This is a genomic window from Bradyrhizobium sp. CCBAU 53415 (assembly GCF_028128735.1).
Taxonomy (GTDB): domain Bacteria; phylum Pseudomonadota; class Alphaproteobacteria; order Rhizobiales; family Xanthobacteraceae; genus Bradyrhizobium.
This window is the reverse complement of sequence record NZ_LBJF01000014.1, coordinates 28,176-51,417: the sequence shown is the minus strand read 5'-3', so window position 1 is coordinate 51,417 and position 23,242 is coordinate 28,176. Positions and strand designations below refer to the sequence as shown.

General features: G+C 65.3%; 16 protein-coding genes. 9 read left to right on the top strand and 7 right to left on the bottom strand.

Translation table 11 applies throughout. The annotated features are described in order from the left end of the window. Position 1: 1 nt before the first annotated feature. From XH87_RS08655 to XH87_RS08645, 3 genes are read right to left on the bottom strand one after another with little or no spacing between them, the layout of a single operon-like run. On the bottom strand, positions 2 to 958 hold the full coding sequence (locus XH87_RS08655) for an MBL fold metallo-hydrolase (RefSeq protein WP_158667876.1): 957 nt from the start codon (positions 956 to 958) through the stop codon (positions 2 to 4). Between the two features lie 18 nt (positions 959 to 976). After that, positions 977 to 1,201, bottom strand: coding sequence for a DUF2783 domain-containing protein (locus XH87_RS08650; protein WP_025032749.1), 225 nt, complete (start codon positions 1,199 to 1,201; stop codon positions 977 to 979). Positions 1,202 to 1,209: 8 nt separating this feature from the next. Continuing rightward, positions 1,210 to 2,838, bottom strand: a complete 1,629-nt coding sequence (locus XH87_RS08645) for an FAD-dependent oxidoreductase (protein WP_271586928.1) — start codon at positions 2,836 to 2,838, stop codon at positions 1,210 to 1,212. Positions 2,839 to 2,947: 109 nt separating this feature from the next. Between XH87_RS08645 and XH87_RS08640 the strand changes: the two genes are divergently transcribed. From XH87_RS08640 to XH87_RS08630, 3 genes are all read left to right on the top strand, one after another. After that, positions 2,948 to 3,490, top strand: coding sequence for a MarR family winged helix-turn-helix transcriptional regulator (locus tag XH87_RS08640; RefSeq protein ID WP_271586927.1), 543 nt, complete (start codon positions 2,948 to 2,950; stop codon positions 3,488 to 3,490). A gap of 8 nt (positions 3,491 to 3,498) precedes the next feature. Next, on the top strand, positions 3,499 to 3,936 hold the full coding sequence (locus XH87_RS08635) for a hypothetical protein (RefSeq protein WP_271586926.1): 438 nt from the start codon (positions 3,499 to 3,501) through the stop codon (positions 3,934 to 3,936). Between the two features lie 530 nt (positions 3,937 to 4,466). Continuing rightward, a complete protein-coding gene (locus XH87_RS08630; RefSeq protein ID WP_271586925.1) occupies positions 4,467 to 6,422 on the top strand; it encodes a hybrid sensor histidine kinase/response regulator in 1,956 nt (651 codons plus the stop codon). Positions 6,423 to 6,478: 56 nt separating this feature from the next. Here XH87_RS08630 and XH87_RS08625 read toward each other — a convergent pair whose 3' ends face one another. Beyond that, complete coding sequence (locus XH87_RS08625) at positions 6,479 to 7,285, bottom strand: N-acyl homoserine lactonase family protein (protein WP_271586924.1); 807 nt, start codon at positions 7,283 to 7,285, stop codon at positions 6,479 to 6,481. A 367-nt stretch (positions 7,286 to 7,652) separates the two neighbouring features. Here XH87_RS08625 and XH87_RS08620 point away from each other — a divergent pair, with 367 nt between their 5' ends. The 4 genes from XH87_RS08620 to XH87_RS08605 all read left to right on the top strand — a co-directional run bounded on the left by XH87_RS08620 (position 7,653) and on the right by XH87_RS08605 (position 14,238). Further along, complete coding sequence (locus XH87_RS08620) at positions 7,653 to 9,188, top strand: caspase family protein (protein ID WP_271586923.1); 1,536 nt, start codon at positions 7,653 to 7,655, stop codon at positions 9,186 to 9,188. A gap of 144 nt (positions 9,189 to 9,332) precedes the next feature. Beyond that, positions 9,333 to 10,004, top strand: coding sequence for an OmpA family protein (locus XH87_RS08615; RefSeq protein WP_271586922.1), 672 nt, complete (start codon positions 9,333 to 9,335; stop codon positions 10,002 to 10,004). Positions 10,005 to 10,162: 158 nt separating this feature from the next. Then, the gene (locus XH87_RS08610; protein WP_271586921.1) at positions 10,163 to 11,092 is read left to right on the top strand and encodes an efflux RND transporter periplasmic adaptor subunit; all 930 of its coding nucleotides are present in this window, start codon (positions 10,163 to 10,165) and stop codon (positions 11,090 to 11,092) included. Beyond that, complete coding sequence (locus XH87_RS08605) at positions 11,092 to 14,238, top strand: efflux RND transporter permease subunit (RefSeq protein WP_271523913.1); 3,147 nt, start codon at positions 11,092 to 11,094, stop codon at positions 14,236 to 14,238. Before XH87_RS08610 ends, XH87_RS08605 begins: the two co-directional genes overlap by 1 nt. A 33-nt stretch (positions 14,239 to 14,271) precedes the next feature. Here the strand turns inward: XH87_RS08605 and XH87_RS08600 are convergent, their stop codons facing one another. Next, a complete protein-coding gene (locus XH87_RS08600) occupies positions 14,272 to 14,946 on the bottom strand; it encodes a Crp/Fnr family transcriptional regulator (protein WP_271586920.1) in 675 nt (224 codons plus the stop codon). 232 nt (positions 14,947 to 15,178) lie between these two features. Here XH87_RS08600 and XH87_RS08595 point away from each other — a divergent pair, with 232 nt between their 5' ends. Both XH87_RS08595 and XH87_RS08590 read left to right on the top strand, forming a co-directional pair. Further along, positions 15,179 to 17,230, top strand: coding sequence for an AsmA family protein (locus XH87_RS08595; RefSeq protein ID WP_271586919.1), 2,052 nt, complete (start codon positions 15,179 to 15,181; stop codon positions 17,228 to 17,230). A gap of 177 nt (positions 17,231 to 17,407) precedes the next feature. Further along, on the top strand, positions 17,408 to 19,855 hold the full coding sequence (locus XH87_RS08590; protein WP_271586918.1) for an adenylate/guanylate cyclase domain-containing protein: 2,448 nt from the start codon (positions 17,408 to 17,410) through the stop codon (positions 19,853 to 19,855). A 745-nt stretch (positions 19,856 to 20,600) separates the two neighbouring features. Here XH87_RS08590 and XH87_RS08585 read toward each other — a convergent pair. Further along, on the bottom strand, positions 20,601 to 21,914 hold the full coding sequence (locus XH87_RS08585) for a Spy/CpxP family protein refolding chaperone (protein ID WP_271586939.1): 1,314 nt from the start codon (positions 21,912 to 21,914) through the stop codon (positions 20,601 to 20,603). Between the two features lie 162 nt (positions 21,915 to 22,076). Further along, positions 22,077 to 23,162 (bottom strand): LysM peptidoglycan-binding domain-containing protein, encoded by a 1,086-nt coding sequence (locus tag XH87_RS08580; protein WP_271586917.1) that lies wholly within the window; start codon positions 23,160 to 23,162, stop codon positions 22,077 to 22,079. Positions 23,163 to 23,242 lie beyond the last annotated feature (80 nt).

Genomic DNA, 23,242 nt, shown 5'->3' with positions numbered 1-23,242 from the left:
ACTATCCTCCTCCTTGCAAGGCGGCCCACATCTCCTGATCGCGCTTGTCGGTCCAGATCACGGGGTCGTCGATTCCGGATGCTTCGTCGTAAGCGCGCGACACGTTGAACGGCAGGCAGTGCTCGTAGATGGCGAAGTCCGAAAATTTCGGATCCATCACCTCGCGGGTCGCCGCCATCGATTGCTTCAGCGTGCGGCCACGAGCAACGGAGATTTCGGCCGCGCCATAGAGCGAGGTGACGAAGTCGCGCGTCATCGCGATGGCCTCGCGTACCGTCGCAGTGCCCTTGAGCGCATCGCCGCGGCCCGGCGCGATCGCCTTGGGATTGAAGTTGCGGATCTCGTTCAGCGTCATCGGCCATTCGCGCAAATGCGCATCGCCGCAATAGCAGGCCGAGTGATACTCGATGAGGTCGCCGGAGAACATCACTTCGGCGTCCGGCACCCAGGCGACGATGTCGCCGGAGGTGTGGCCGGCGCCCAGCTGCATCAAACGCACCTCGCGCTTGCCGAGGTAGATCGTCATCTCGCCTTCGAAGGTCAGCGTCGGCCAGGTCAGGCCGGGGATGCTCTGCGCATCCTGGAACAGCCGCGGAAAGCGGCCATATTCGGAGTCCCAATCCTGCTTGCCGCGCTCCTCGATCAGCCGATAGGTCTCCTGCGAGGCGACGATGCCTTGCGCCTTGTAGGCGGAGGCTCCTAACACGCGCACGGCGTGATAGTGCGACAGCACGACATATTTGATCGGCTTGTCGGTGACGGCGCGGACGCGGTCGATCACCTTGTTCGCCATCGCGGGCGTCGCCTGCGCGTCGAACACGAGGCAGCTGTCGTCGCCGACGATGACGGCCGTGTTCGGATCGCCCTCCGCGGTGAAGGCATAGAGATCGGTGCCGATCTCGGAGAAGGTGATCTTCTTCTCGGAGAGATCGCCGGTGGATGCGAAGTTCTTCGCCATCAATTCGTCCTTACGAGTCTATTGCTGTTGCTGTTGTTGCTGCTGGCCGTCGATCATGCGCCGCTTCGCAAGCCCGATCGCCTCGCGCAGCACGTCGATATCGCCGATATGGTTGGCGAGGATCAGGACCAGCGCCGCATCGAAATCGGCGCTCTGCTCCTCGGTGAGACCGCGATGCGCCTCGACGATGGCGCGGAAGGCATCGTCCGGGCGCGCGAAATTCGAGCTGGTTGAAAGCGGCATGCGAAACCTCAATACAAGCCTTCGGCCCGCGCCAGCGCCGCCGCGATCGTCGCACGCGTCGGATGGCGGAAGCGCGCCGCGACATAACCATCGGGCCTCAGCAGATAGGCGGCACCCGGCTCGGCACCGTAGCGCCTTGCGACCAGGCCCGAGGGATCGGCAAACCCGCCCTCGCCGCCGATGCGGATGCCCTTGACGCCATCGGGCACATCGACCGGCGCACCGTTGCTGAACGACAGCAAGGTGAAGTCCGTTCCATCCTTGCGGAAGGCATCCGTCAGATAGATCTGCTCGCCGGCCGGCGTCGCAGCGGGCGCATCGAGCATGGAACAGCCGGGCGACGGTCCACCGTACCACATATTCGCGTCGAGCGAGGACAGAGGCGAGTCATAGCTGCACGGCACGGACAGCCGGCCGCCATTGACCATGCGCTTGCCGAACTCGGTTTCCTTGGCCAGCGACAGCACCGCCTTGCGCAGCCGCGCCTCCTGGTGCGAGTTCGGCGCCATGAAGTCGGTCGAGCGGGTGGATTCGCGGATGTTCTCGTCGGCGGCCGCGCTGCGTTCGATGTGATAGCTCTCGAGCAGGCTCGCGGGCGACTTGCCCCGCAGCACGCGATCGAGCTTCCAGGACAGGTTTTCGGCGTCTTCGAGCCCGGAATTGGCACCGCGCGCCCCGAAGGGCGAGACCTGATGCGCGGAATCGCCGGCAAAGATCACGCGGCCGTGGATGAAGCGGTCCATGCGGCGGCACTGGAATTTGTACAGCGAGATCCATTCGAACGCGAACTTGTCGTGGCCGAGCATGCGGGCGATCCGCGGCCGCACGTTTTCCGGCTTCTTCTCGACGACGGGATCGGCATAGCGGTTGAGCTGGAGATCGATGCGCCAGACATCGTCGGGCTGCCGGTGCAGCAGCGCCGAACGCCCGGGATGGAACGGCGGATCGAACCAGAACCAGCGCTCGGTCGGGAATTCCGCCGTCATCTTGACGTCGGCGATCAGGAACTGATCCTCGAACACCTGGCCGGTGAACTCCGCGCCGACCATCTGTCGCAGCGAGGACCGCGCGCCGTCGCAGGCGATGACATATTGCGCATTCAGACGATAGGCGCCCTCCGGCGTTTCGATCGTCAGCAGGGCGGAATCGTTGCGCTGCTCGAGCGCCGTCACCTTGTTGCGCCAGCGAAGGTCGATGTCAGGCAGATCCTGGATGCGATCGACCAGATAGGCTTCGGCGTAATATTGCTGGAGATTGATGAAGGCGGGCCGCTTGTGGCCGTCCTCAGGAAGCAGGTTGAATTGATAGAGCTGCGACTCGCCGTGGAAGATGCGGCCGACGCTCCACACCACGCCCTTCTCGACCATGCGGTCGCCGACGCCGAGCCGGTCCCAATATTCCAGCGACCGCTTCGAGAAACAGATCGCGCGCGAGCCCTCGCCGATGCGGTCGGCATCGTCCAGAAGGACGACACGCTGGCCGCGCTGGGCGAGATCGATTGCCAGCGACAGACCGACCGGTCCGGCGCCGACGACCACGATTGGATGTTCGGCGGGACTTTGGCCGGAACGATCCTGATCGGGGTGGCGGCGATAGCCGAATTGGATCTTGGCCTGATGCGTATTGGCCGGCGCCATACACTAACCTCGGCTCTGGTCAGAAGACCGCTGATCTGCTAGATAGTCTCACGTGCAACTATTTTGGACCGGAGCCGGCCGGCCGTCAACTGGAATTCGGAGCGCAGTCTTGGCGAGGACATCCAGCGACATCGCGCTGAAGACACGGAACACCGGCGAGGCCGCACCGCGGCCAAAGGCACGGCTCGACCTGTTCAAATTCGTGCCGTTCCGCCTCAACCGGCTTGCAGCGGAAGTCAGTTCCGCGCTTTCGGTCGAATATCAGGAGCGGCATGGCCTCGACATTCCGGCCTGGCGCGTGATCGCCACGCTCGGCTTCCGTAACGATGCCTGCAGCGCGCAGTACATCGCGCAATGCACCCGCACGCACAAATCCACCATCAGCCGCGCGGTGACCATGCTGCTGCATGAAGAGCTGATCGAACGGGTCGAGAACGAGGCCGACCGCCGCGAATTCCGCCTGCAACTGACGAAGAAGGGCCGCGCGCTCTACGAAGAGCTGTTCCCGCAATTGCTGCGGCGTGAGGACGAGATCCTCGCCTGCCTTTCCACGCAGGAGCGCAAGCAACTGTCGGCTCTGCTCGGCAAGATCGAGCAGAGCCTCGACCTGATCCAGACCAGCGAAGAGGCGGACGCCAAGCAGGCGTATTAGCGGCCTGGATGTTGATTCAAATCAAGGGTCATCGCCGACGCTTCGAGATCAATAGCCGCGGATGCTGCCGATCCCGAGGGGAGACGGGCATGCGGATATTAGCTCTCGCTGCTGCCCTGAGCCTGACGCCGGCCACGGCCTTCGCCATCTCCGAGTGCAGAGTTACCGGTAATCCATCCGCCTTTGGCGTGGACATGACGGCCTACTTCGCGGTCAGGTCAGGCGAAACGTGCAATTTCCCGATGCGAATTCCGGGAGCGATGCATCGCTCGGGCGTGTCCCGAAAGCCCGCGCATGGGGCGCTCAAACAGGTCAACGTCACGACATTCAGGTACACCGCGGCATCCGGCTACAAGGGCAACGATACGTTCGCCATCTATGGCGAAGGGAAGGGTCCATACGGCTCGGGCCGATCGGTCGTGACGGTGAATGCAACGATAGAGTAGGAGCTCGAACGAACCATGCGAGGGCCGTTGGCTCGCTGTGGATCAAAGGCTGCCTTGGCCCGCTCGTCCGCGCGAGTTAGGCGTCCTTCCGCAACCTCGACCGCAATTCGGCTATTGAACGCATAGTCTGTTCGAACGTCTCATGTGCGCGCCTCCTGTCGCTTCCCCGCATCACGAGAAGGCTGATGTTGTTCAGCAGAATGCTCGCTTTCTCAATGCGCGCCAGCAGCCCGGCATCTCCGTCCTCCCCACCTGAAAGTGCCGATTCCAGCTCCTCGGTGAGCTTTGTTAGCCGGAAAGCGAACTCCTCCGATGACAGGCCGTGATCGGGACACGGAAATTGCAGGATCTTGTCGCGTTCGATCGGAACCTCCGCCAGAGATACGATGGCGGAGCGACTTTGGATTACGGGGCCATGCTGAACGGCCGAGTCACCTATTCTGAGCATGTAACCATGCAGACCGGCACGTGCAGGAACTTATCCAAAAACTCCGATGTTGACTTGGTCCGCCTTACGAGTTCCATTCGGTATGAAAACAACTGCTGCCCCGGGCTCGCCAAGCCTCGAAGTGCTGATCAATGCCATCGTCGACTATGCCATCTTCATGCTCGACGCCGACGGCGTGGTCAGAAGCTGGAACAAGGGGGCTGAGCGCCTCAAAGGCTATGCTGCCGATGAGATCATAGGGAAATCTTTCTCGACCTTTTACACGCTGGAGGATCGAGACAGGGACCTGCCAAGAAAGGCACTGGCAACGGCCGCAGCGACCGGGCGCTTTGCGTCCGAGGGTTGGCGGGTCAGAAAAGATGGCAGCCGCTTCTGGGCTCTCGTCGTCCTCGACGCGATACGCGCCGAAGACGGCGGCCTGATCGGATTTGCCAAGGTCACGCGCGACATCACGGAACGGCAGCAGGCCCACAACGACCTCGTGGAAAGCGAACGGCGCTATCGCCGGCTCGTCGAAGCCGTCGTCGATTACGCTATTTTCCAGCTGGATTCCTCAGGTCATGTCGCGACCTGGAATCCAGGCGCCGAGCGCATCAAAGGCTATCGGCCGGAAGAGATCATCGGCCGCCATTTCAGCACGTTCTACACGCCCGAGGATCTTGAAAAGGGAGTGCCGAAAACGGCATTGGCGGAGGCCGCCGAAAAAGGCCGGTTCGAAGCCGAGGGCTGGCGCATGCGAAAGGACGGCACGCGCTTCTGGGCCTCGGTGGTTATCGACCGGATTACCGACGAGAGCGATGCGATCATCGGCTTTGCAAAGGTGACGCGCGATCTCACCGAGCGCAAGCAGGCTCAGGACGAGCTTCACCGCGTCCAGGAACAGCTGGCCGCCTCGCAAAAGCTCGAAGCGATCGGACAGCTGAGCGGCGGCATTGCTCACGACTTCAACAATCTGCTCATGATCGTCCTTGGCAATCTTGAGAACGCGGAGCGAAACAGCCGCAATATCGGAGGGCCGAACCTCCATCGCGCGCTGGCCAACGCGAAGCGTGGCGCTCAAAGGGCCGCGGCGCTGACCAGTCGGTTGCTCGCTTTCTCGCGCCGCCAGGCGCTCGACCCGAAACCTATCAACCTCAACAGCTTCGTTAGTGGCCTGCAGGAATTCTTGCAGCGCACGCTGGGCGAACGCATCGAAGTGCAGACCGTAGGCGGCGCCGGCCTCTGGCAGATCGAAGCGGACCTGAACCATCTGGAATCGACGATCGTCAATCTGGCGATCAATGCCCGTGACGCCATGCCAAATGGTGGAAAGCTGACCATAGAGGCAACAAACGTCTCTGCCGACGAAGACTATTCACGTGCCAACCCGGAGCTCACCGTCGGCCAGTATGTCGTGATCTGCGTGAGTGACACGGGATCCGGCATGGCTCCGGAAGTTCTAAATCATGCGTTCGAGCCATTCTTCACGACCAAGGACCCGGGTCAGGGAACCGGCCTTGGGCTGAGCCAGGTCTATGGCTTCGTGAAACAGTCAGGCGGACATGTGAAGATCTACAGCGAGGTGGGGGAAGGTACGACCATCAAGATGTATTTTCCCCGCTACACCGGCAGCGCGCAGCCTGATTCGGACGATGCGAGGGAGTTCATATCCGAAGGCGCCTCCGTCGAAACCATTCTCGTCGTCGAAGATGATGCCGATCTTCGGGGCTACGTTTCCGACGTGCTGCGCGATCTCAATTATCGAGTTCTGTCTGCCGGCAGCGCGCAGGCGGCTTTGACAATTCTATTGCAGGAAAACCAGCATGTTGATCTGCTTCTGACCGATGTGGTCATGCCCGGTATCAACGGACGCGAGTTGGGACGGCGCGCGCAGGAGATCAGACCACATCTCAGGATTCTGTACATGACTGGTTATTCGCGCAACGCAGTCGTTCACCATGGGCGGCTCGACGAGGGCGTTGACCTTCTGGAAAAACCGGTCACTCAGGCAAGATTGGCGCTGAAGGTCCGCGAAATCCTGGATCGGAACTGGAGTTAGCCGGGCATATCTTCCCCTCGAACCGGACGCGGCGAACGATCTGCCGGCTTCGCTGGTCACTTCGCGAACGACCGGGTCGGCGGCAGATGCAGTGCCCAGGCGTCGACCCTGTCGCTGGCGCGCGGATAGATCTCGGTCACGATCGGATCGTGGCCGGGGATGAACCTGTCAGGATGGCCAGCGAGGCGCTCGATCGTCTCCCAGCCCTGCGCCATGTCGCCGACATTGTAGACGATCGGGAACGGGCTGCGGCGCTGCAGATTGGCATAGTAATGCGCGGCATCGGATGCCAGCACCACCGGCCCGCGCGCGGTTTCGATCTTGACCACCTGCAAGCCGTCGGAATGGCCGCCGACGCGATGCACGGTCACGCCCGGAGCGACTTCGCCGTCACCCGAATGGAAATTGACTCGCTCGCCATAGACGTGACGCACCATCTGGGTGACGTGCTCGACCGAGAACGGATGACGCAACAGGCCATTGCACATGCAGCGCCCGGTCGCGTAGGCCATCTCGCGCTCCTGGAGATGGAAGCGCGCATTCGGAAAGCGGTCGAGATTGCCGGCATGGTCGTAATGCAGATGCGTCACGATGACGTCGCGAATGGCTGTTGCCGCGACTCCGAAACGCTCCAGGGCGTCGACCGGATTGAGCGTGAGCTTGCGCGCCCGCGCGCTCGCCTCCTCGGCATTGAAGCCGGTGTCGACCAGGATATCCCGGCCGCCGCCGCGGATCAGCCAGACGAAATAGTCGAGATCCTGCGCCGCACTGTCATGTGGATCGGGTGCCAGGAAGTTCATGCTGGGGGTGCGCGGCGACATCGTCGCGTAGCGCAGGGCGTAGATTTCGTAAGCGTTTCCCATGGTCTTGCTTTTCTGAGTTGGATCTTGCGGAACGATCGAGAACACCAAGCCATCGCCCGCAGGAAAGGTCAAACGCGCGGCGCTGCAGCGGAGGCAGGCCTGCAATGTGAGACCAATCACATCTTCATCGCCGCAGTGGCCTTAGCATGCTGCCGATAGGATCGAACCAGGTCGCGCCGAGCACTGTCATGACAGCCCTTCCATCCCCCTCGCGGCCCACCCGGACGTTGCGGTCAATCGTCACGATAATGCCGAATCTCCAAGCGGTTGACGCCCCCCTTCCCTGGTTTGATAATGCAAGAAGCGTAAGTTAAGGTCGCCGCGGCGCAAGCTGGAACGGCGCCTTTTTGGCTGGACCGCGCTGATTATGAAAATTCGCTTCTTTTTTCTTCTGCCCTTGCTCATCTCGCTCATCCCGACTGCTCCATCGCTTGCGGCCGGCGACCGCTTCGCGCTGATCATCGGCAATGCCAAATATCCGGATGCGGATGCTCCGCTGAAGGAACCGCTCAACGATGCGCGCGATGTCGCCGATGAGCTCAAGCGGGACGGCTTTTCGGTCGAGATCGGCGAGAACCTGACCGGCGATGGCATGCGCCGCGCCTTCGACAAGCTCTACGGCAAGATCAAGCCGGGATCGGTGGCGCTGGTGTTCTTCAGCGGTTTCGGCATCCAGTCGGCGCGCCAGAGCTACATGCTGCCGGTCGATGCGCAGATCTGGACGGAATCCGATGTGCGCCGCGATGGTTTCAGTCTCGAGACAGTCCTCGGTGAGCTCAACACCCGCGGCGCCGGCGTCAAGATCGCGCTGATCGATGCTTCCAGGCGCAACCCGTTCGAGCGCCGGTTCCGCAGCTTCTCGGCCGGCCTGACCCCGGTCATCGCGCCGAACGGCACGCTGGTGATGTATTCGGCGGCGCTGGCCTCCGTGGTCTCGGACGCCGGTGGCGAGCACAGCCTGTTCGTGCAGGAGCTGCTGAAGGAAATCCGCGTTCCCGACCTGATGGCGGAAGAGACGCTGAACCGCACCAAGATGGGCGTCACCCGCGCCTCGCGCGGCGAGCAGGTGCCGTGGATTTCCTCGTCATTGGCCGAGGATTTCTCGTTCATTCCGGGGGCCGGCGGATCGCGTCCCGCAACGACGCCGCCTGCGCCTCCCGCTGCACCGGCCGTCGTCGCCAACAACCCGCCGCCGGCTCCACCCGTCCCGCCGACACCACCTCCGGCGCCGAAGCCGGCCGACGCTGCTGCCGCGGCGCCCGCTGCTGCAGCTCCAGCCCCTGCGCCGGCCCCCGCGCCCAAGCCGCAGATCGAGGCCGCCCTGCCCCCGCCGCCACCGCCGCCGAAACCGGTTGATCCCGGCGCTGCGCCGAGCACGGACAGCGGGCCGAGCGCCGCCGTCCTGGCTGACGATCCCACGATCAAGAGCCTGACCGCCAAGATTGCCGCCAATCCGGACGACGTGAACGCGCTGTACCGGCGCGGCCAGGTCTATGCCAGCAAGGGCGCCTACAACCTCGCCATCAAGGATTTCGACGACACCCTCCGGATCAATTCGAAGGACGTCGAGGCGCTGAACAACCGCTGCTGGACCCGCACCGTGGTCGGAGACCTCCAGGGCGCGCTGAAGGATTGCAACGAGGCGCTGCGGCTGCGGCCGAACTTCGTCGATGCGCTGGACAGCCGCGGACTCGTCAACCTCAAGTCGGGAGCGGTGAAGAATGCCATCGCCGATTTCGACGCGGCCCTGAAAATCAACCCGCGCCTGACCTCCTCGCTCTACGGACGCGGCCTTGCCAAGCAACGCAACGGCTCGGCCCAGGAAGGGGCGCTGGACATCGCCAATGCCAAGGCGATGGATCCGAACATCGTTCAGGAATTCGCAAGCTACGGAGTGCGTTGATATTTTTTTGAATTGAGGCCGTCCAAGGCTCGAACCTTGAACGGCCCGAGGAAGACCAATTGGCGGATGCCGCAACTGGCCTTTTCCGAGGCTTGTTGCTGGAATTTTGAAGCATGCGAGCTGGCTGCGCAGGAGGGACTGGCTATGAGATCGGCTGCAAAGGGACTTACCGCGATCCTGTCCATCATCGCCGTCGGCGCCGCTCTGTCATGGCCGACCTCAGCCGCATACGCGGGCGATGACAGCAACAGCAAGAATGTCACCGAGGACGAGATCGTCCGCGCGCTCGCGCCGCCGGCCAAGAAGCCCCTGACCCGCGGCCTCTCGATTGGCCCGCAGACCGAATCCGCGCCGAACGCGGCGGAGACCAGGCTGATTCAGTCCGTGCGCGGCCGCTCGACGCGCTCGCTGTCCTCGACCGAGCGCGAGGAAATCGCTTCGGTCGTCAAGGACAAGCCGAACATCGATCTCGAAATCACGTTCGACTACAACTCCGCCAACATCAGCGCCAAATCGATGCCGTCGGTGCAGGCGCTCGGCCGGGCGTTGACCAGTCCCGACCTGAAGGGCTCGACCTTCGTGATCGCCGGCCACACCGACGCCGCCGGCGGCGAAGCCTACAACCAGGACCTGTCGGAGCGTCGCGCCGACTCGATCAAGCGTTACCTCGTCGAGAAGTACAACATCTCCGCGACCGATCTCGTCACCGTCGGCTATGGCAAGAGCAAGCTCAAGAATCCGAGCCAGCCGCTGGCAGAGATCAACCGCCGCGTGCAGGTCGTCAACATGGAAAACAAGACCACCGCATCGAAGTGAGCACGACGTAATCCTTTGCAGTGACAAGTCGTGATGTGGTGTAAGGTCTCGCTTCCAGAGCGCGTCCCGCAGCCTTGCGGGACGCCGCTTCATTTCAGGGAACCGCTCTGTTTGGGCCTCGCGCGGATGGCCGTGAGCCAGGCCAGGATGATCCGGCGATGAATTTGACCGAATATCTCAAGCCGGCCGGAACCGTGCTGTTCGTCGTCGCGCTCGGCGTCGGCTACTATCTGTTCGAGCATCGGCAGCGCCCCGAGGCGAAGGAGACGCCGAGCGAGGCGCTCGTCATCGTGACGAAGTCGACCAACGCCTGCTTCTCCGACCTGGTGCGGGTGACCGGCTTCTTCGTGCCGCGTCGCGAGGCGGTGGTCGTTGCCGACCAGGAAGGCTCCAGGGTCACCGACCTCCTGGTCGCCGAGGGCACCGTCGTCGCCGACAACCAGGAACTGGCGCGCCTGACTGCACCGCCGCAGATCCCGGGCCAGCCGCAGCGACCCGGCCCACAAGGCCCGATCTCGCTGAAGGCTCCCGCGCCGGGGCTCATCACCGAGGTCCGCACCATCGTCGGCGCGCCCGCCTCGCCGCAGGCCGGCCCGATGTTCCGCATTGCCGTCAACAACGAGATCGAGCTCGACGCCCAGGTGCCGGCGGTGCACATGTCCAAGCTCAATTCCGGCGCGACCGTGCGCATCAGCCGCGACGACGCGCCCGATTTGATCGGACGCGTCCGGCTGGTCGCACCCGAGATCGACCGCACGACCCAGCTCGGGCGCGTCCGCGTCAGCGTCACCAACAACCCCTCGCTGAAGGTCGGCGTATTCGCCCGCGCCTCGATCGACGCCAAGCGAAGCTGCGGCGTCTCGATCCCCAAGACCGCGATCGACCATCTCACCGTGCAGGTGGTCAAGGGCAACATCGTCGAGACGCGCAAGGTGCGGGTCGGACTGTCGTCCGACAGCGCGACGGAAATCCTGGAAGGTCTCGAGGTCGGCGAAATCGTCGTGGCCGACGCCGGCTCTTCGCTCCACGACGGCGACCAGATCAAGACCATGTTCGCCGATGAACTCGATCGCACGCGGGTACGCTGATGGCTCTCAATATCTCGGCATGGTCGATTCGTCATCCGCTGCCGTCCGTGGTCTTTTCGATCATCCTGCTGATTCTCGGCTGGACCTCCTTCACCAAGCTTGCAGTAACGCGGCTGCCGTCGGCCGACATCCCCGTGATCTCGGTTGCGGTCTCGCAGTTCGGCGCAGCGCCGGCCGAACTCGAATCCCAGGTCACCAAGACGGTTGAAGACGCCGTATCCGGCGTCGAGGGCGTCAGGCACATCACCTCCTCGATCACCGACGGTCTGTCGGTCACCACGATCCAGTTCGCGCTCGAGACCAACACCGACCGCGCGCTCAATGACGTCAAGGACGCGGTGACGCGCGTGCGTTCCAACCTGCCGCAGAACGTCACCGAACCGCTGATCCAGCGCGTCGACGTCATCGGCCTGCCGATCGTCACCTATGCCGCGATCTCGCCCGGCAAGACGCCGGAGCAGCTCTCCTATTTCGTCGACGACGTGGTCAAGCGCGCGCTGCAGGGCGTGCGCGGCGTCGCGCAGGTCGAGCGCATCGGCGGTGTCGAGCGCGAGATCCTGGTCTCGCTCGATCCCGATCGCTTGCAGGCCATGGGCCTGACTGCCGTCAATGTCAGCCAGAGCCTGCGCGGCACCAATGTCGACGTCGCCGGCGGCCGCGCCGAGATCGGCAAGAACGACCAGGCCATCCGCACGCTCGCCGGCGCCAAGACGCTGGGCGATCTCGCCGGCACCATGATCCCGCTGTTCGGCGGCGGCGAGGTCCGGCTCGACGATCTCGGCACCGTCACCGACACCATCGCCGACCGCCGCACCTTCGCCCGCTTCAATGGCGAGCCGGTGGTCGCGCTCGGCATCAAGCGTTCCAAGGGCGCCAGCGACGTGAAGGTGGCCGAGGCCGTGCAGAAGCGCATCGACGCGCTGAAAGCCGCCTATCCCGAGGTCGACCTGAAGCTGATCGACACCTCGGTGGAATATACCAAAGGCAATTACCACGCGGCGATCTCGACCCTGTTCGAAGGCGCGATCCTCGCCGTCATCATCGTGCTCCTGTTCCTGCGCGACCTGCGCGCGACCATCATCGCCGCGATCTCGCTGCCGCTATCGATTTTCCCGGCGTTCTGGGCGATGGACCTGCTCGGCTTCTCGCTGAACCTCGTCAGCTTTCTCGCCATCACGCTGTCGACCGGCATTCTGGTCGACGACGCCATCGTCGAGATCGAGAACATCGTCCGGCACATGAACATGGGCAAGTCGCCCTACCGCGCCGCGTTGGAGGCCGCCGACGAGATCGGCCTCGCAGTCATCGCGATCTCTCTGACCATCATCGCGATCTTCGCACCCGCGAGCTTCATGTCGGGCATTGCCGGACAATTCTTCAAGCAGTTCGGCATCACCGTCTCGGTGCAGGTGTTCTTCTCGCTGCTTGCGGCCCGCTTCGTCACCCCGGTGCTGGCTGCCTATTTCCTCAAGCACCACACGCATGCGGAACCGCCGCCCGGCCGCATATTGCGGTCCTATCATGGGATCGTGGCCTGGTCGGTGAAGCACTATTTCATCACGGTGCTGATCGGCCTCGGCGTCTTCGCCGCCTCGATCTGGAGCATCACGCTGCTGCCGCAGGGCTTCCTGCCGGCGCAGGACAGCGCCCGCTCGTTGCTCGCCCTCGAGCTGCCGCCGGGCACCCAGCTCGCCTACACCGAGAAGGTCACCGAGGACATCGTCGCGCGGCTGCGCAAGCGGCCCGAGGTGAAGAGCATCTTCGTCGACGGCGGGCGCGTCCCGCCGGGGACCCAGGAAGTCCGGCGCGCCGCCCTGATCATCAACTACACGCCCAAGAACAGTCGCGACATCACCCAGCGCGAGCTTGAATTCTCGATCAGCCAGGAGCTGGAGAACGTTCCCGATATCCGCTTCTGGTTCCTGGACGAGAACGGCCTGCGCGCGATCTCGCTGGTGGTGACCGGCGTCGATCCCAACATCGTCAACAACGTCGCGAGCGAGCTTGCGACGCAAATGAAGCGCATTCCCACCATCTCCAACGTGATCTCGGAGACCTCGCTGGAGCGCCCCGAGCTGCGCATCGAACCGCGCGCCGATCTCGCCGCGCGGCTCGGCGTCTCCACCGAAAGCCTGTCGCAGACCATCCGCGTTGCCACCATCGGCGACGTCGGCCCCGCGCTCGCCAAGTTCGACGTCGGCGATCGCCTGGTGCCGATCCGCGTACAGCTCGAGGATGCCGCCCGCGGCAATCTGAAGACGCTGGAGCAGTTGCGCGTGCCGCTCGGCGAGCACGGCGAGAAGGGCGGCGTGCCGCTCGCGGTCATTGCCGACGTCAAGCTCGACCAGGGTCCGACCAGCATCAACCGCTATGATCGTGAACGGCAGGCGACCGTCGCGGCGGACCTCGTCGGCTCGGCCGCGCTCGGCGATGCCACCAAGAAGATCTACGACCTGCCGGTCATGAAGACCCTGCCGAAGGGCGTGAAGGTCTCGCCCTCGGGCGACGCCGAAAGCCTGAACGAATTGTCCGACGGCTTCGCCACCGCCATCACGGCGGGCCTGATGATGGTCTACGCCGTGCTGGTGCTGCTGTTCGGCACCTTCCTGCAGCCGATCACCATCCTGTTCTCGCTGCCGCTCTCGATCGGCGGCGCCATCGCGGCCCTGCTCGTCACCGGCAAGCAGCTCACCACGCCGGTGTGGATCGGCATCCTGATGCTGATGGGCATCGTCACCAAGAACGCGATCATGCTGGTGGAATTCGCCATCGAATCGATTCACGCGGGCAAGCCGCGCGAGGAGGCCATGATCGACGCCGGCATGAAGCGCGCCCGGCCGATCGTGATGACCACGATCGCGATGGCCGCGGGCATGATGCCGAGCGCGCTCGCCGTCGGCGCCGGCGGCGAGTTCCGCTCGCCAATGGCGCTCGCGGTGATCGGCGGCCTGATCTTCTCGACCATCCTGTCGCTGGTGTTCGTGCCGGCGATGTTCATGGTGATGGACGATTTCGGCGCCCTGATCTGGCGCTTCGCCAAGCGGCTGATCGTGCACAGCGAGGATGCGGAGACGGATCATCATGGGGCTGCGCCGGCGGAAGCCAGACCGGCGCCGACGAGCGTCGCGCGGCCCGCGGCGGAGTGAGGTTCGCCGACTCAGGCTCCCGATCGCCTGGTTTCATTCATTTCGCGCGATCGCGGTCAGCTTGGTCATGTTCCGCAGCAGGATCCGGCCGCGCTGCAGATCGAGGATCGCATCCTTGCGCCAGGCCTGAAGCTGGCGGTTGACGCTCTCGCGGGCGGCGCCGACGAAGACGCCGAGCTGCTCCTGCGAGATGTGGACCTCGGAACCGAAATCGGCGGCGAGCGCGCAGAGCCGCCGCGCCAGCCGCACCGGCAGCGGCTGCAGCATGGATTCTTCCATGCGCTCGCTCTGCCAGCGGATGCGCTGGCACAGCAGCGCGATGATCTTGATCGCGACCCTTGGCTCGCGTTCGAGGAAGCCGAGAAAATCTTCGCGCCGCAGCACGAACAACTCGCTGGCCTCGCCCGCGGTGGCGTCCGCCGTGCGGTTCTGGCCGTCAAGCACCGCGACCTCGCCAAACAGGTCGCCCGGCCCCATGAAATTCAGCGTCAGCCGGCTGCCGTCGGAGGCGCCGGTCTCGATGCGGACCTGGCCGCGACGCACGCCGAACAGCGCGTCCCCGGGATCGCCCTTCTGGAACAAGACCTCGCCGTTCCCCAGATGCTGGGTGTGACAGAGATTGGACAGCCGCTGGAGCTCGTCCGCGCCGAGATCGGCGAACATCGGGTTCATCTTCAGGATGACCGCAAATTCGGCCTGCTTGCTCATGTCAATGTCCTTGTGAACGTGGTCATTAATCCCGGCAAATCGCTTGAAACCATCAATGTCAGGGTCGCGTAAAACCGCGCCGGAGAAGTGTGTCATAAGTCACATAACTTTGCAGCACCCCTGACTATTTTTACGCGCTTGGAGCCGCTTCCCGTCCGGGGATAAACTAAAGGCGCAAAGGACGGGTCATCTGCCGGCTTCGAAGCCGATCGTCCGTCGTTGGAAAGTCGACATGAGAGCATTGAAATTCGTCGGCGGGGCCTTGGCCGCCGTCGTCATCGTGATCGCGCTGCTGCTGGTGGTCGGGATCCCCTCGGGCTTCCTGACCTCGACGATCGCTTCGCGCGTCGAGAGCGCGACCGGCTATCGCCTGTCGATCGACGGCACCACGAAGATCAGCCTGTGGCCGACGCTGAACGTCACCCTGAACGACCTCACGCTTGCCGACCCCAAGGACCGCAGCGGCATCACGCGCCTGACGGTCGACAGCGTGCAGGCCGACATGTCGCTCGCGAGCATATGGTCCGGCCGCCCCGAGATCAGCGAGCTCGTCGTCACCCATCCCGTGCTCTACCAGCCGCTGCTGCGTGAGCGCCTGCCGAACGCCGCAGGCCCGTCGAAGCCGCGCGCGCTCGATACCAATGGCGCCACCATCGACCGCATCAAGGTCATCGACGGCGAAGTCGCTTTCTCGCGCCTGCGTGATCGTGTCGAGGGCCGCATCAGCACCATCAACGCCGACGCGATCGTCGACCGCGACCGCAAGGTCAATATCACCGGCACCGCGCGCGTCGGCGATCATCCGACCAAGTTCGACATCAAGGCAATCGCGCCGGCGTCGCCGGCCGAGCGGCCGACGGTTCCGGTGGATTTCGCCATCGACATGCCTGACGTGCTGAAGTCCCAGCTCACCGGTCACGCCGAGATGCGGCTCAATGGCGATGTCGTGATGATCAACGGCGTGAATGGCAGGCTCGGCGACGGCGCGTTCAACGGCTGGGCTTCGGTCGACATCGCGAGCAAACCTCTGGTCAAGGTCGATCTCGATTTCCAGCGGCTCGCGATGCCGCTGGCGAAGTCGCCGCAGGGCGTGTCCGGGCAGCCCTGGAGCAATGCACCGATCGACGTGTCCGGGCTCAATTATGTCGATGCGCAGGTGAGGATCTCCGCGAACGAAGCTTTGATCGGCGATACGCGCCTCGCGCCGCTGGCGCTCGACGCCAAGCTCGCCGGCGGCGTGCTGAAGGCCGGCACCGCCAATCTCGGCGCCTATGGCGGCCAGGTCTCGGGCGAGGTGATCCTGGATGCGACCAGCGGCGCGCCGAGTTTTGCCATGCATTCCGATCTCATCGGCGTGCGCGCGCTGCCGCTGCTCCAGGGCCTTGCCGAATTCGACCGCATCGACGGCAAGCTGCAGGCCAAGCTCGCCCTGCGCAGCGTCGGCAACAGCCAGCGCGCGCTGATGGCGAACATGCAGGGCACGGCCTTCGTCAATTTCCAGGACGGCGCCATCCGCGGCATCAACGTCGCGCAGATGATCCGCTCGCTGACCACGGCCACCCTGTCCGGCTGGCAGGAAAACCAGGACCCCGCCCAGGAACAGAGCACGGATCTGTCGCAGCTCTCGGCCTCCTTCCGCATCGACAAGGGTCAGGCGGTGACGACCGATCTCAATCTGATCGGGCCGCTGGTGCGCGTGACCGGCGCCGGCACCATCGCACTCGACACCAAGATGATGGGCTTTCGCGTCGAGCCGAAGCTCGTGATGACGACCGAGGGCCAGGGCCGCACCTCCGAGCCGGTCGGCTTCGGCATCCCCGTGATGATCCAGGGCAGCTGGTCGCAGCCGCGCATCTATCCCGATATGGCCGGCATGCTGGACAATCCGGACGCCGCCTATGCCAAGCTGCGCGAGATGGGCAAGGGCCTGTTCGGCCCCGACGGCGCCGGGCTCGGCAACATTCTGGGCAGCCTCGGTCTCGGTGGCACCACCGCGCCGGGCGGCGACACTGCGGCCGGCAATGCCAATCCGCAAGCCCAGCAGCCCGGACAGAACAATCTGCTCGGCGGCCCGCTGGGGGAGGCGATCGGCAATCTGATCCAGCAGGGGCTTTCCAATGGCGCAGCTACCGGCACGGGCGCCGGCCGCAATCGCAGCTTGCCGGCAAACCCCTCCACACCGGCGCCGCAGGCCTCGCCTGCCCCCGATCTGGAGGACCCGCCGCTCGCGCAGCAGGACAGTCAGCCAATGAACGACGTGCTGCGACAGCTCTTCAATCGGTGAATGGAGGCTGCGACAATTCACCACCCTTCCACCTGCCCGGGAGGCCGCAACGAGTAACCACACCGGCCGGTCCGCCGGCCGCGCGACGGCCCTTCGGCCCAAATTGTGTTAGAACGGCCCGGAAGGGCCCGCACGGCCCGTTGCGCGCAGCGTCAATGGCGGCGCGAGAGGATCGGGATGGCAGGAGCGAACGACAAGACACGGTTTCTGCGCGAGGGCCTGTTCGCCAAATACGTCGTCTCCCTCGTCGGCCTCGTCGTGTTCGTCCTCGCCGTCAACGGCGCGATGGAGACCTGGATCTCCTACCGCGCCACAAGGACACAGCTGACCGACGGGCTGGAGGACAAGGCGCAAGCCACCGCCCGGCGGATCGAGCAGTCGATCTCCGAGCTCGAGCGCCAGATCAGCTGGGTGACGCGGGCGAGCCAGGACACGCTGGAGAAGCGCCGCGCCGACTACGTCTCGCTGCTGCACCAGGTCTCGGTGGTCAACCAGCTGTTCCAGCTCAACGGCGACGGCCGCGAGGTGCTGCGCGTCTCGCGCCAGTCGACCACGACCGGCGGCAATGCCGACCTCTCCCGCGACATGCGCTTCACCGACGCCGTCGCCCGCGGCGTCACCTACGCGCCGGCCTGGTTCGCCGACCGGACGCCGTTGATGTCGATCTCGGTGGCGCATTCCGGCTTCAATGCCGGCGTCACCGTGGCCGAGATCGATCTCGGCTTCCTCTCCGACTTCCTGTCCGACGCCCAGGTCGGCAAGGCCGCCTTCGCCTATGTCGTCGATCCGCGCGGCCGGGTGCTGGCGACGTCGTCGAAAGGGCCGGAGGTCGGCACGGACCTCTCCAAACTGCCGCAGGTTGCGGCCGCGATTGCGCCCGGCCACGAGCCCGACAGTTCGGGCACCGACTTCAACGGCAATGCGGTGATGAGCGCCGGGAGCACCGTGCCGAAGCTCGGCTGGAGCGTGCTGTTCGAGCAGCCGACCACGCAGGCCCTGATGCCGATCCGCGACCAGCTGGTGCGCATCGCGCTGCTGATCGGCATGGGCCTGCTGGTCGCGATTCTCGCCGGCACGCTGCTGGCACGCCGCATGATCATCCCGATCACGGCGCTGCGCGACGGCGCCTACAGGCTCGGCGAAGGCGATTTCAGCCACCGCATCGACGTGCACACCTCCGACGAGCTGGAAGACCTCGCCGGGCAGTTCAACCGCATGGCCGACCAGATCCAGGAGACCTATTCGAACCTGGAGACCAAGGTCGAGGAGCGCACCCGCGATCTCGCGCAGTCGATCCACGAGCTCAAGGTGCTGGAGGAGGTCGGCCGCGCGGTGGCCTCCTCGCTCGATCTCGACGCCGTGCTCCCCACCATCGCCGCCCGCGCGATCGAGATCACCCGTGCCGACGCGGTGCTGATCTACGGCTTCGACGCCGAGACGCGCCGCTTCAACCTGGTCGAGGCTGATGGCATCGACAAATCCGCCGAGGGCGCGCATGTCACCATCGACGAAGGCGGGAACATCCTGAGCGATGCCGCCGCGAGCGGCGAGCCGATCGCGCTTGCCGAGCTCGGCGATGCCGCCGAGCAGCCGCTGCGCGAGGTCGCGCTCGCCGCCGGCTTCAACTCGGTGCTGGTGGTGCCGCTGATCGACCAGCAGGGCACGCTCGGCTCGCTGGTGGTGCTGCGCCGCGCGAACGGCGAATTCGCCGCCAGCATCATCGGCCTGATGCGCACCTTCGCCAACCAGGCGGTGCTGGCGATGCGCAATGCGCGCCTGTTCACCGAGGTCGATCACAACAGCCACGCGCTGGAGGCGGCGAACAAGACCGTGCGCGCCCAGGCCGACAAGCTGCGCGAGCAGACCGAGCAACTCAAGGACTGGAACAAGTCGCTGGAGGCGCGCGTCAGGACCCAGCTCGGCGAGATCGAGCGCATCCGCAAGCTCGAGCGTTTCCTGGCGCCGCAGGTGGCGCAGCTGATCGCCTCCTCCGACAGCCCGGAAGGGCTGCTCACCAGCCAGCGCCGCGAGGTCACGGTGGTGTTCTGCGACCTGCGCGGCTTCACCGCGTTCACGGAAGCGACCGAGCCGGAGGAAGCGATGAACGTGCTGCGCGAATATCACGCAGCGCTCGGCCAGCTGATCTTCAAATACGAGGGCACGCTCGACAAATATGCCGGCGACGGCGTGATGATCCTGTTCAACGCGCCGATCCAGTTCGAGGACCACACCAGGCGCGCGGTGAAGATGGCGGTGGAGATGCGCGACACCATCGGCCCCCTGACCGAGCGCTGGCGCAACCGCGGGCACAGCCTGGGGTTCGGCATCGGCATCGCGCTCGGCTATGCCACGCTCGGCCAGGTCGGCTTCGAGCAGCGGCTGGAATATGCCGCGATCGGCAGCGTCACCAACCTCGCCTCGCGCCTCTGCGGCGAGGCCAAGCCGAACCAGATCGTGGTGAGCCGCCGCGTCTACGGCATGGTCGAGCCCTGGGTCGAGGCCCGCGCGCTCGACGATCTCCAGCTCAAGGGCTTCAATCACCCCGTGCTGGCGATGGAGATCCTGAGCTGGCGCGAGGAGGTGGAGAACGTGGTGGACGCGTCAGCGGTGCGGCGACGGGGGTAGCTTCCTCGCATGGCGAGGCATTGCCTGCTATCGCTTACAAACAGCATGTCGCGAGCCCGCGGCGCATGACGCCCGGGGTTTGCTTGATTTCGGCAACCCTTCGAAATGGAAGGGCGCAGGGAAGGCCGGGCACCGGCTGGCACCCGCAAAACCCCTGTGCGTGAGTGCGTGGTAGTCGCTCACAGGGGAGAAACAGGTGCGGCCGAATGCCCGGCCTTCCCTGCGCGATGGTTGAAACGGCTTATGTCGCGCTCTCGCCGGTGAGACGATTTCCCGTTGCCACCGTCGCCTTGCAGCTGTCATCGGATGCGCCGTCCGGTCGGACGATCGCACCGCCGCAAGACTTGACGCCGGAATGTCGGGCGTCACGACCACACGATTTTGCCGTACGCAAACAGCGCCGTCGTACACGCGCCCGCTGATCGCTCACGGGGACGACCCGCCCTGCGACCGCACCTGGCGCCGACGCTCCCTGCGTCCACCGCCCCTCACCCCACGAACCCTGACGATCGCGATCCGTCCCTTACCATGGGATGAGTTGGGAGGGAGCATAGGGTGTTTCGCTGTTCGGGTAAAGAGAATTTTTCGTTTCTCCGAATACAGGCGCGGATCGCAAGCCTTCTCAAGACATCGAAACAACCCCATGCGCAGTAGACGGGGGCTGCCGGATCAATGGGTTACAAGAGGGGCAAAGCCGAGGGCAACAGGGTTCTTTGACGCGCCGAAGCGCGCGCGAGTCCCCCCCTCACGCCCCCCGCTTCGGCCCGATCGCCTCGAACCCCGCCTTCTGCTCGTCGCTCAGATCAAACTCGAAATCGTCGAGTGCATCGCTGACGCCGCCTACCGCTTCCAGCATCGTGGCCAGCCGCGCCTTTACGGCCGCGAGGCGGGCCTGCGGTGTCGCGGCGGGCTCCGTCGGGCAGGCGCTGAGCGTCTGCATCGTGCGCAGGGTGGTGTCCTGGAGCACCTCGAAGCGGGCGCGGGCGATCTCGTCGAGGTGGAGCGTGGAGGCGATGTCGGCGGCGGGCCATTGCTGCTGCACGAGCTGCTCGTATTGCCGCTGCGCCTTTTCGTCATAGCGGGGATCGTAGTCGGGCCGGCAGGCCTTGGCCGCCTGCGCGTCCCTGCTCGCCTCCTTGGCCGCATCCTTCTGCGAATCCTTCGAATCCCTGGGCTGGCGGGACGCCAGCGCGGCGCGACGCTCGTTGGCGAGGGCGTTGAGCCTGGATTTCTGGTCGTCATTGAGCAGGCCGACGAATTTCGCAAGCGACGCTTCGATTGCGTCCGTCGCCTTGATCATGGCCTCGAGACGCTCGCGCATCAGGCCGAGGCGCTCGGACGCACTCGTGGGGGCCTGCGCCGGGCAGGCAGTGGAGATGGTGTCGCGCGCTGCAAGCCAGGCTGCTGCAAGCTCGTCGAGCGCGGCGCGCTGCGGCTCGTTCGGCTGAACGGCGCTCGCGATGCGCTCGACCGGCAGGCCGCCGGTGTCGCTGGCCTCGCAGAGCGTTTCAGCGGACGGGATCTTTCGCGCGCGCCGGCCTTGCGGCACGGTGTAGGCGGCGAGCTCGGTGGCGGCGTAGGGCGTGAAGAGTGCGGCATAGATGTCGCCATAGCCGTAGAGCGAGAGGCTGGTGGCGTCGCCGAAGATGATTGCGGTGGTGAGATCGTCATGCGCGAACGGCCAGAACACCGGGCCGGCCCAGCCGTAGCTGCCGTCGGGATGGCGCCACCAGCCCTGCGGGCGGCGGCCGCCTTGCCAGCCTGCCAGCGCAGCCTGCGCCGTGAGCGCCGCACGCAGCACGTACGGATTGGATGGCTGGCCGCGCTCGGCCCCGCGCGGGTCTTGCGACCTCAGCGCGGCGGAGCGGTAGCGGCTGCCGCGCACGGCCATGCGGGAGTGGCGCAGGCGCGACAGGCCGAGCATGTGGCCGACCGCGAAACGTGCAACGCCGAGCGGACCGCCGCGCAATCCGAACTGCGCCTCGGCTTTCCCGGGCAGCAGCACTGCCGCAATCACCAGGGTCGCGCCGGCCAGCGCCAGTCCCATGCGTCCCGACATGATCGCCGACCTGACCACCTCGGCCTCCTCCCAGCGCCAGGCGCGCACTGCGCCTCAGGGAGATGACTCGCTGGGGAACCAAATGTTCCGAAGGGACACACAGGTCAAAGCGTCGCGGGCGACCGAGCACCCCGCTGAAAGCGAATTCCCTGCGGATAGACCTCACTCCGCCTTTTGCGGCATCACGAACGTCTGGCCGGGATAGATCAGATTGGGGTTGTGGATCTTGTCGCGGTTGGCGTTGAAGATCACCGCGTAGCGGGCGCCGTCGCCGTAGGCGAGCCGGCTGAGAGCCCACAGGCTGTCGCCACGGGCAATGACCCGGCTGCCGCCGGCCGGCGCGGTGGCGAGCACGTCCGCCGGCGAGGCCGATGCGACCGCCGTGGCCGCCGGCGCACGCGCCAGGACCTTGGGTTTCGGCGCGCCGGTCAATCTCGGCCGGGCCGCCTGCCTGTCAGGCACTGAAGCCAGGCGCGGCGAGGCCGATGGCAGGGCGGCGACGACATCCGGCTTGTCATCCGGCTTCTCGGCCTGCTTCGCCTCCTGCTTCGCGGCCGGTACGGGCCGCGCCGGCGGCGGCGCCGCTTCGGCGATGGTCACCGGCATGGTCCGGCCGGACTCCGTAACCGTGCCGTCCGCGGCCTTGGCCCGAAGCGTCAGTTCGTAAGAACCGGCAGGAAGCTGCGGCGGGGTCATGACGAACTGGCCCGAGGCATCCGCGACCACGCTATCGAGCGGCTTGCCGTCACGCATCAGCTCGACCCTTGCACCCGGCGTGGCGCGGCCCGCAATCACCGCCGCCTCGCCGTGATCGTCGATGCGGGCGACGTCGAAACGGGGGCCGCTGTCCGCAGCCGGTGGCAGCGGCTTGACCGGCGCGAGATCGGCGAGCGCGGCCGTGACCTGGTTCTGAGTCTCGGCCGGCGCGCCCGCCTTCGGCTCGGAGGCCGCTGCCGGCGCAGGCGGCGCGCTGGCGGCAAGCTTCGGCTGCTCTGGCTTGGGCTCCGGCTTGAGCTCCGATTTGGGCTCTTCCAGCCTCGGCTCCGCCTTGAGCTCGACCTTGGCCTCGGCTTTGGGCTCGGCCTTGGTTTCGACCCTGGTTTCGACCTTGGCCTCCGGCCTGGCGGCGACGACGGTTTTCGTCCCGTCCGGCAGCAGGCGGCGCAACTCGGTCGGGCCGATCACCAGTGCGGTGCCGACCAGCGCGAGCAGACAGAAGGCAATGAAGGCCTTGGACGCGGTAATCATCTGAAAGGACCTTGAGTGGCAAATCAGCCGAAGCCGGCAAGGTGCGCCGATTTGGCTGCGGCAGCAAGACGGTCGATGGA

Bases quoted from the DNA above. Each gene is read 5' to 3' on its own strand.
- XH87_RS08655 (WP_158667876.1), bottom strand. From the start codon at position 958: ATGGCGAAGAACTTCGCATCCACCGGCGATCTCTCCGAGAAGAAGATC.
- XH87_RS08650 (WP_025032749.1), bottom strand. From the start codon at position 1,201: ATGCCGCTTTCAACCAGCTCGAATTTCGCGCGCCCGGACGATGCCTTC.
- XH87_RS08645 (WP_271586928.1), bottom strand. From the start codon at position 2,838: ATGGCGCCGGCCAATACGCATCAGGCCAAGATCCAATTCGGCTATCGC.
- XH87_RS08635 (WP_271586926.1), top strand. From the start codon at position 3,499: ATGTTGATTCAAATCAAGGGTCATCGCCGACGCTTCGAGATCAATAGC.
- XH87_RS08630 (WP_271586925.1), top strand. From the start codon at position 4,467: ATGAAAACAACTGCTGCCCCGGGCTCGCCAAGCCTCGAAGTGCTGATC.
- XH87_RS08625 (WP_271586924.1), bottom strand. From the start codon at position 7,285: ATGGGAAACGCTTACGAAATCTACGCCCTGCGCTACGCGACGATGTCG.
- XH87_RS08620 (WP_271586923.1), top strand. From the start codon at position 7,653: ATGAAAATTCGCTTCTTTTTTCTTCTGCCCTTGCTCATCTCGCTCATC.
- XH87_RS08615 (WP_271586922.1), top strand. From the start codon at position 9,333: ATGAGATCGGCTGCAAAGGGACTTACCGCGATCCTGTCCATCATCGCC.
- XH87_RS08610 (WP_271586921.1), top strand. From the start codon at position 10,163: ATGAATTTGACCGAATATCTCAAGCCGGCCGGAACCGTGCTGTTCGTC.
- XH87_RS08605 (WP_271523913.1), top strand. From the start codon at position 11,092: ATGGCTCTCAATATCTCGGCATGGTCGATTCGTCATCCGCTGCCGTCC.
- XH87_RS08600 (WP_271586920.1), bottom strand. From the start codon at position 14,946: ATGAGCAAGCAGGCCGAATTTGCGGTCATCCTGAAGATGAACCCGATG.
- XH87_RS08595 (WP_271586919.1), top strand. From the start codon at position 15,179: ATGAGAGCATTGAAATTCGTCGGCGGGGCCTTGGCCGCCGTCGTCATC.
- XH87_RS08590 (WP_271586918.1), top strand. From the start codon at position 17,408: ATGGCAGGAGCGAACGACAAGACACGGTTTCTGCGCGAGGGCCTGTTC.
- XH87_RS08585 (WP_271586939.1), bottom strand. From the start codon at position 21,914: ATGTCGGGACGCATGGGACTGGCGCTGGCCGGCGCGACCCTGGTGATT.
- XH87_RS08580 (WP_271586917.1), bottom strand. From the start codon at position 23,162: ATGATTACCGCGTCCAAGGCCTTCATTGCCTTCTGTCTGCTCGCGCTG.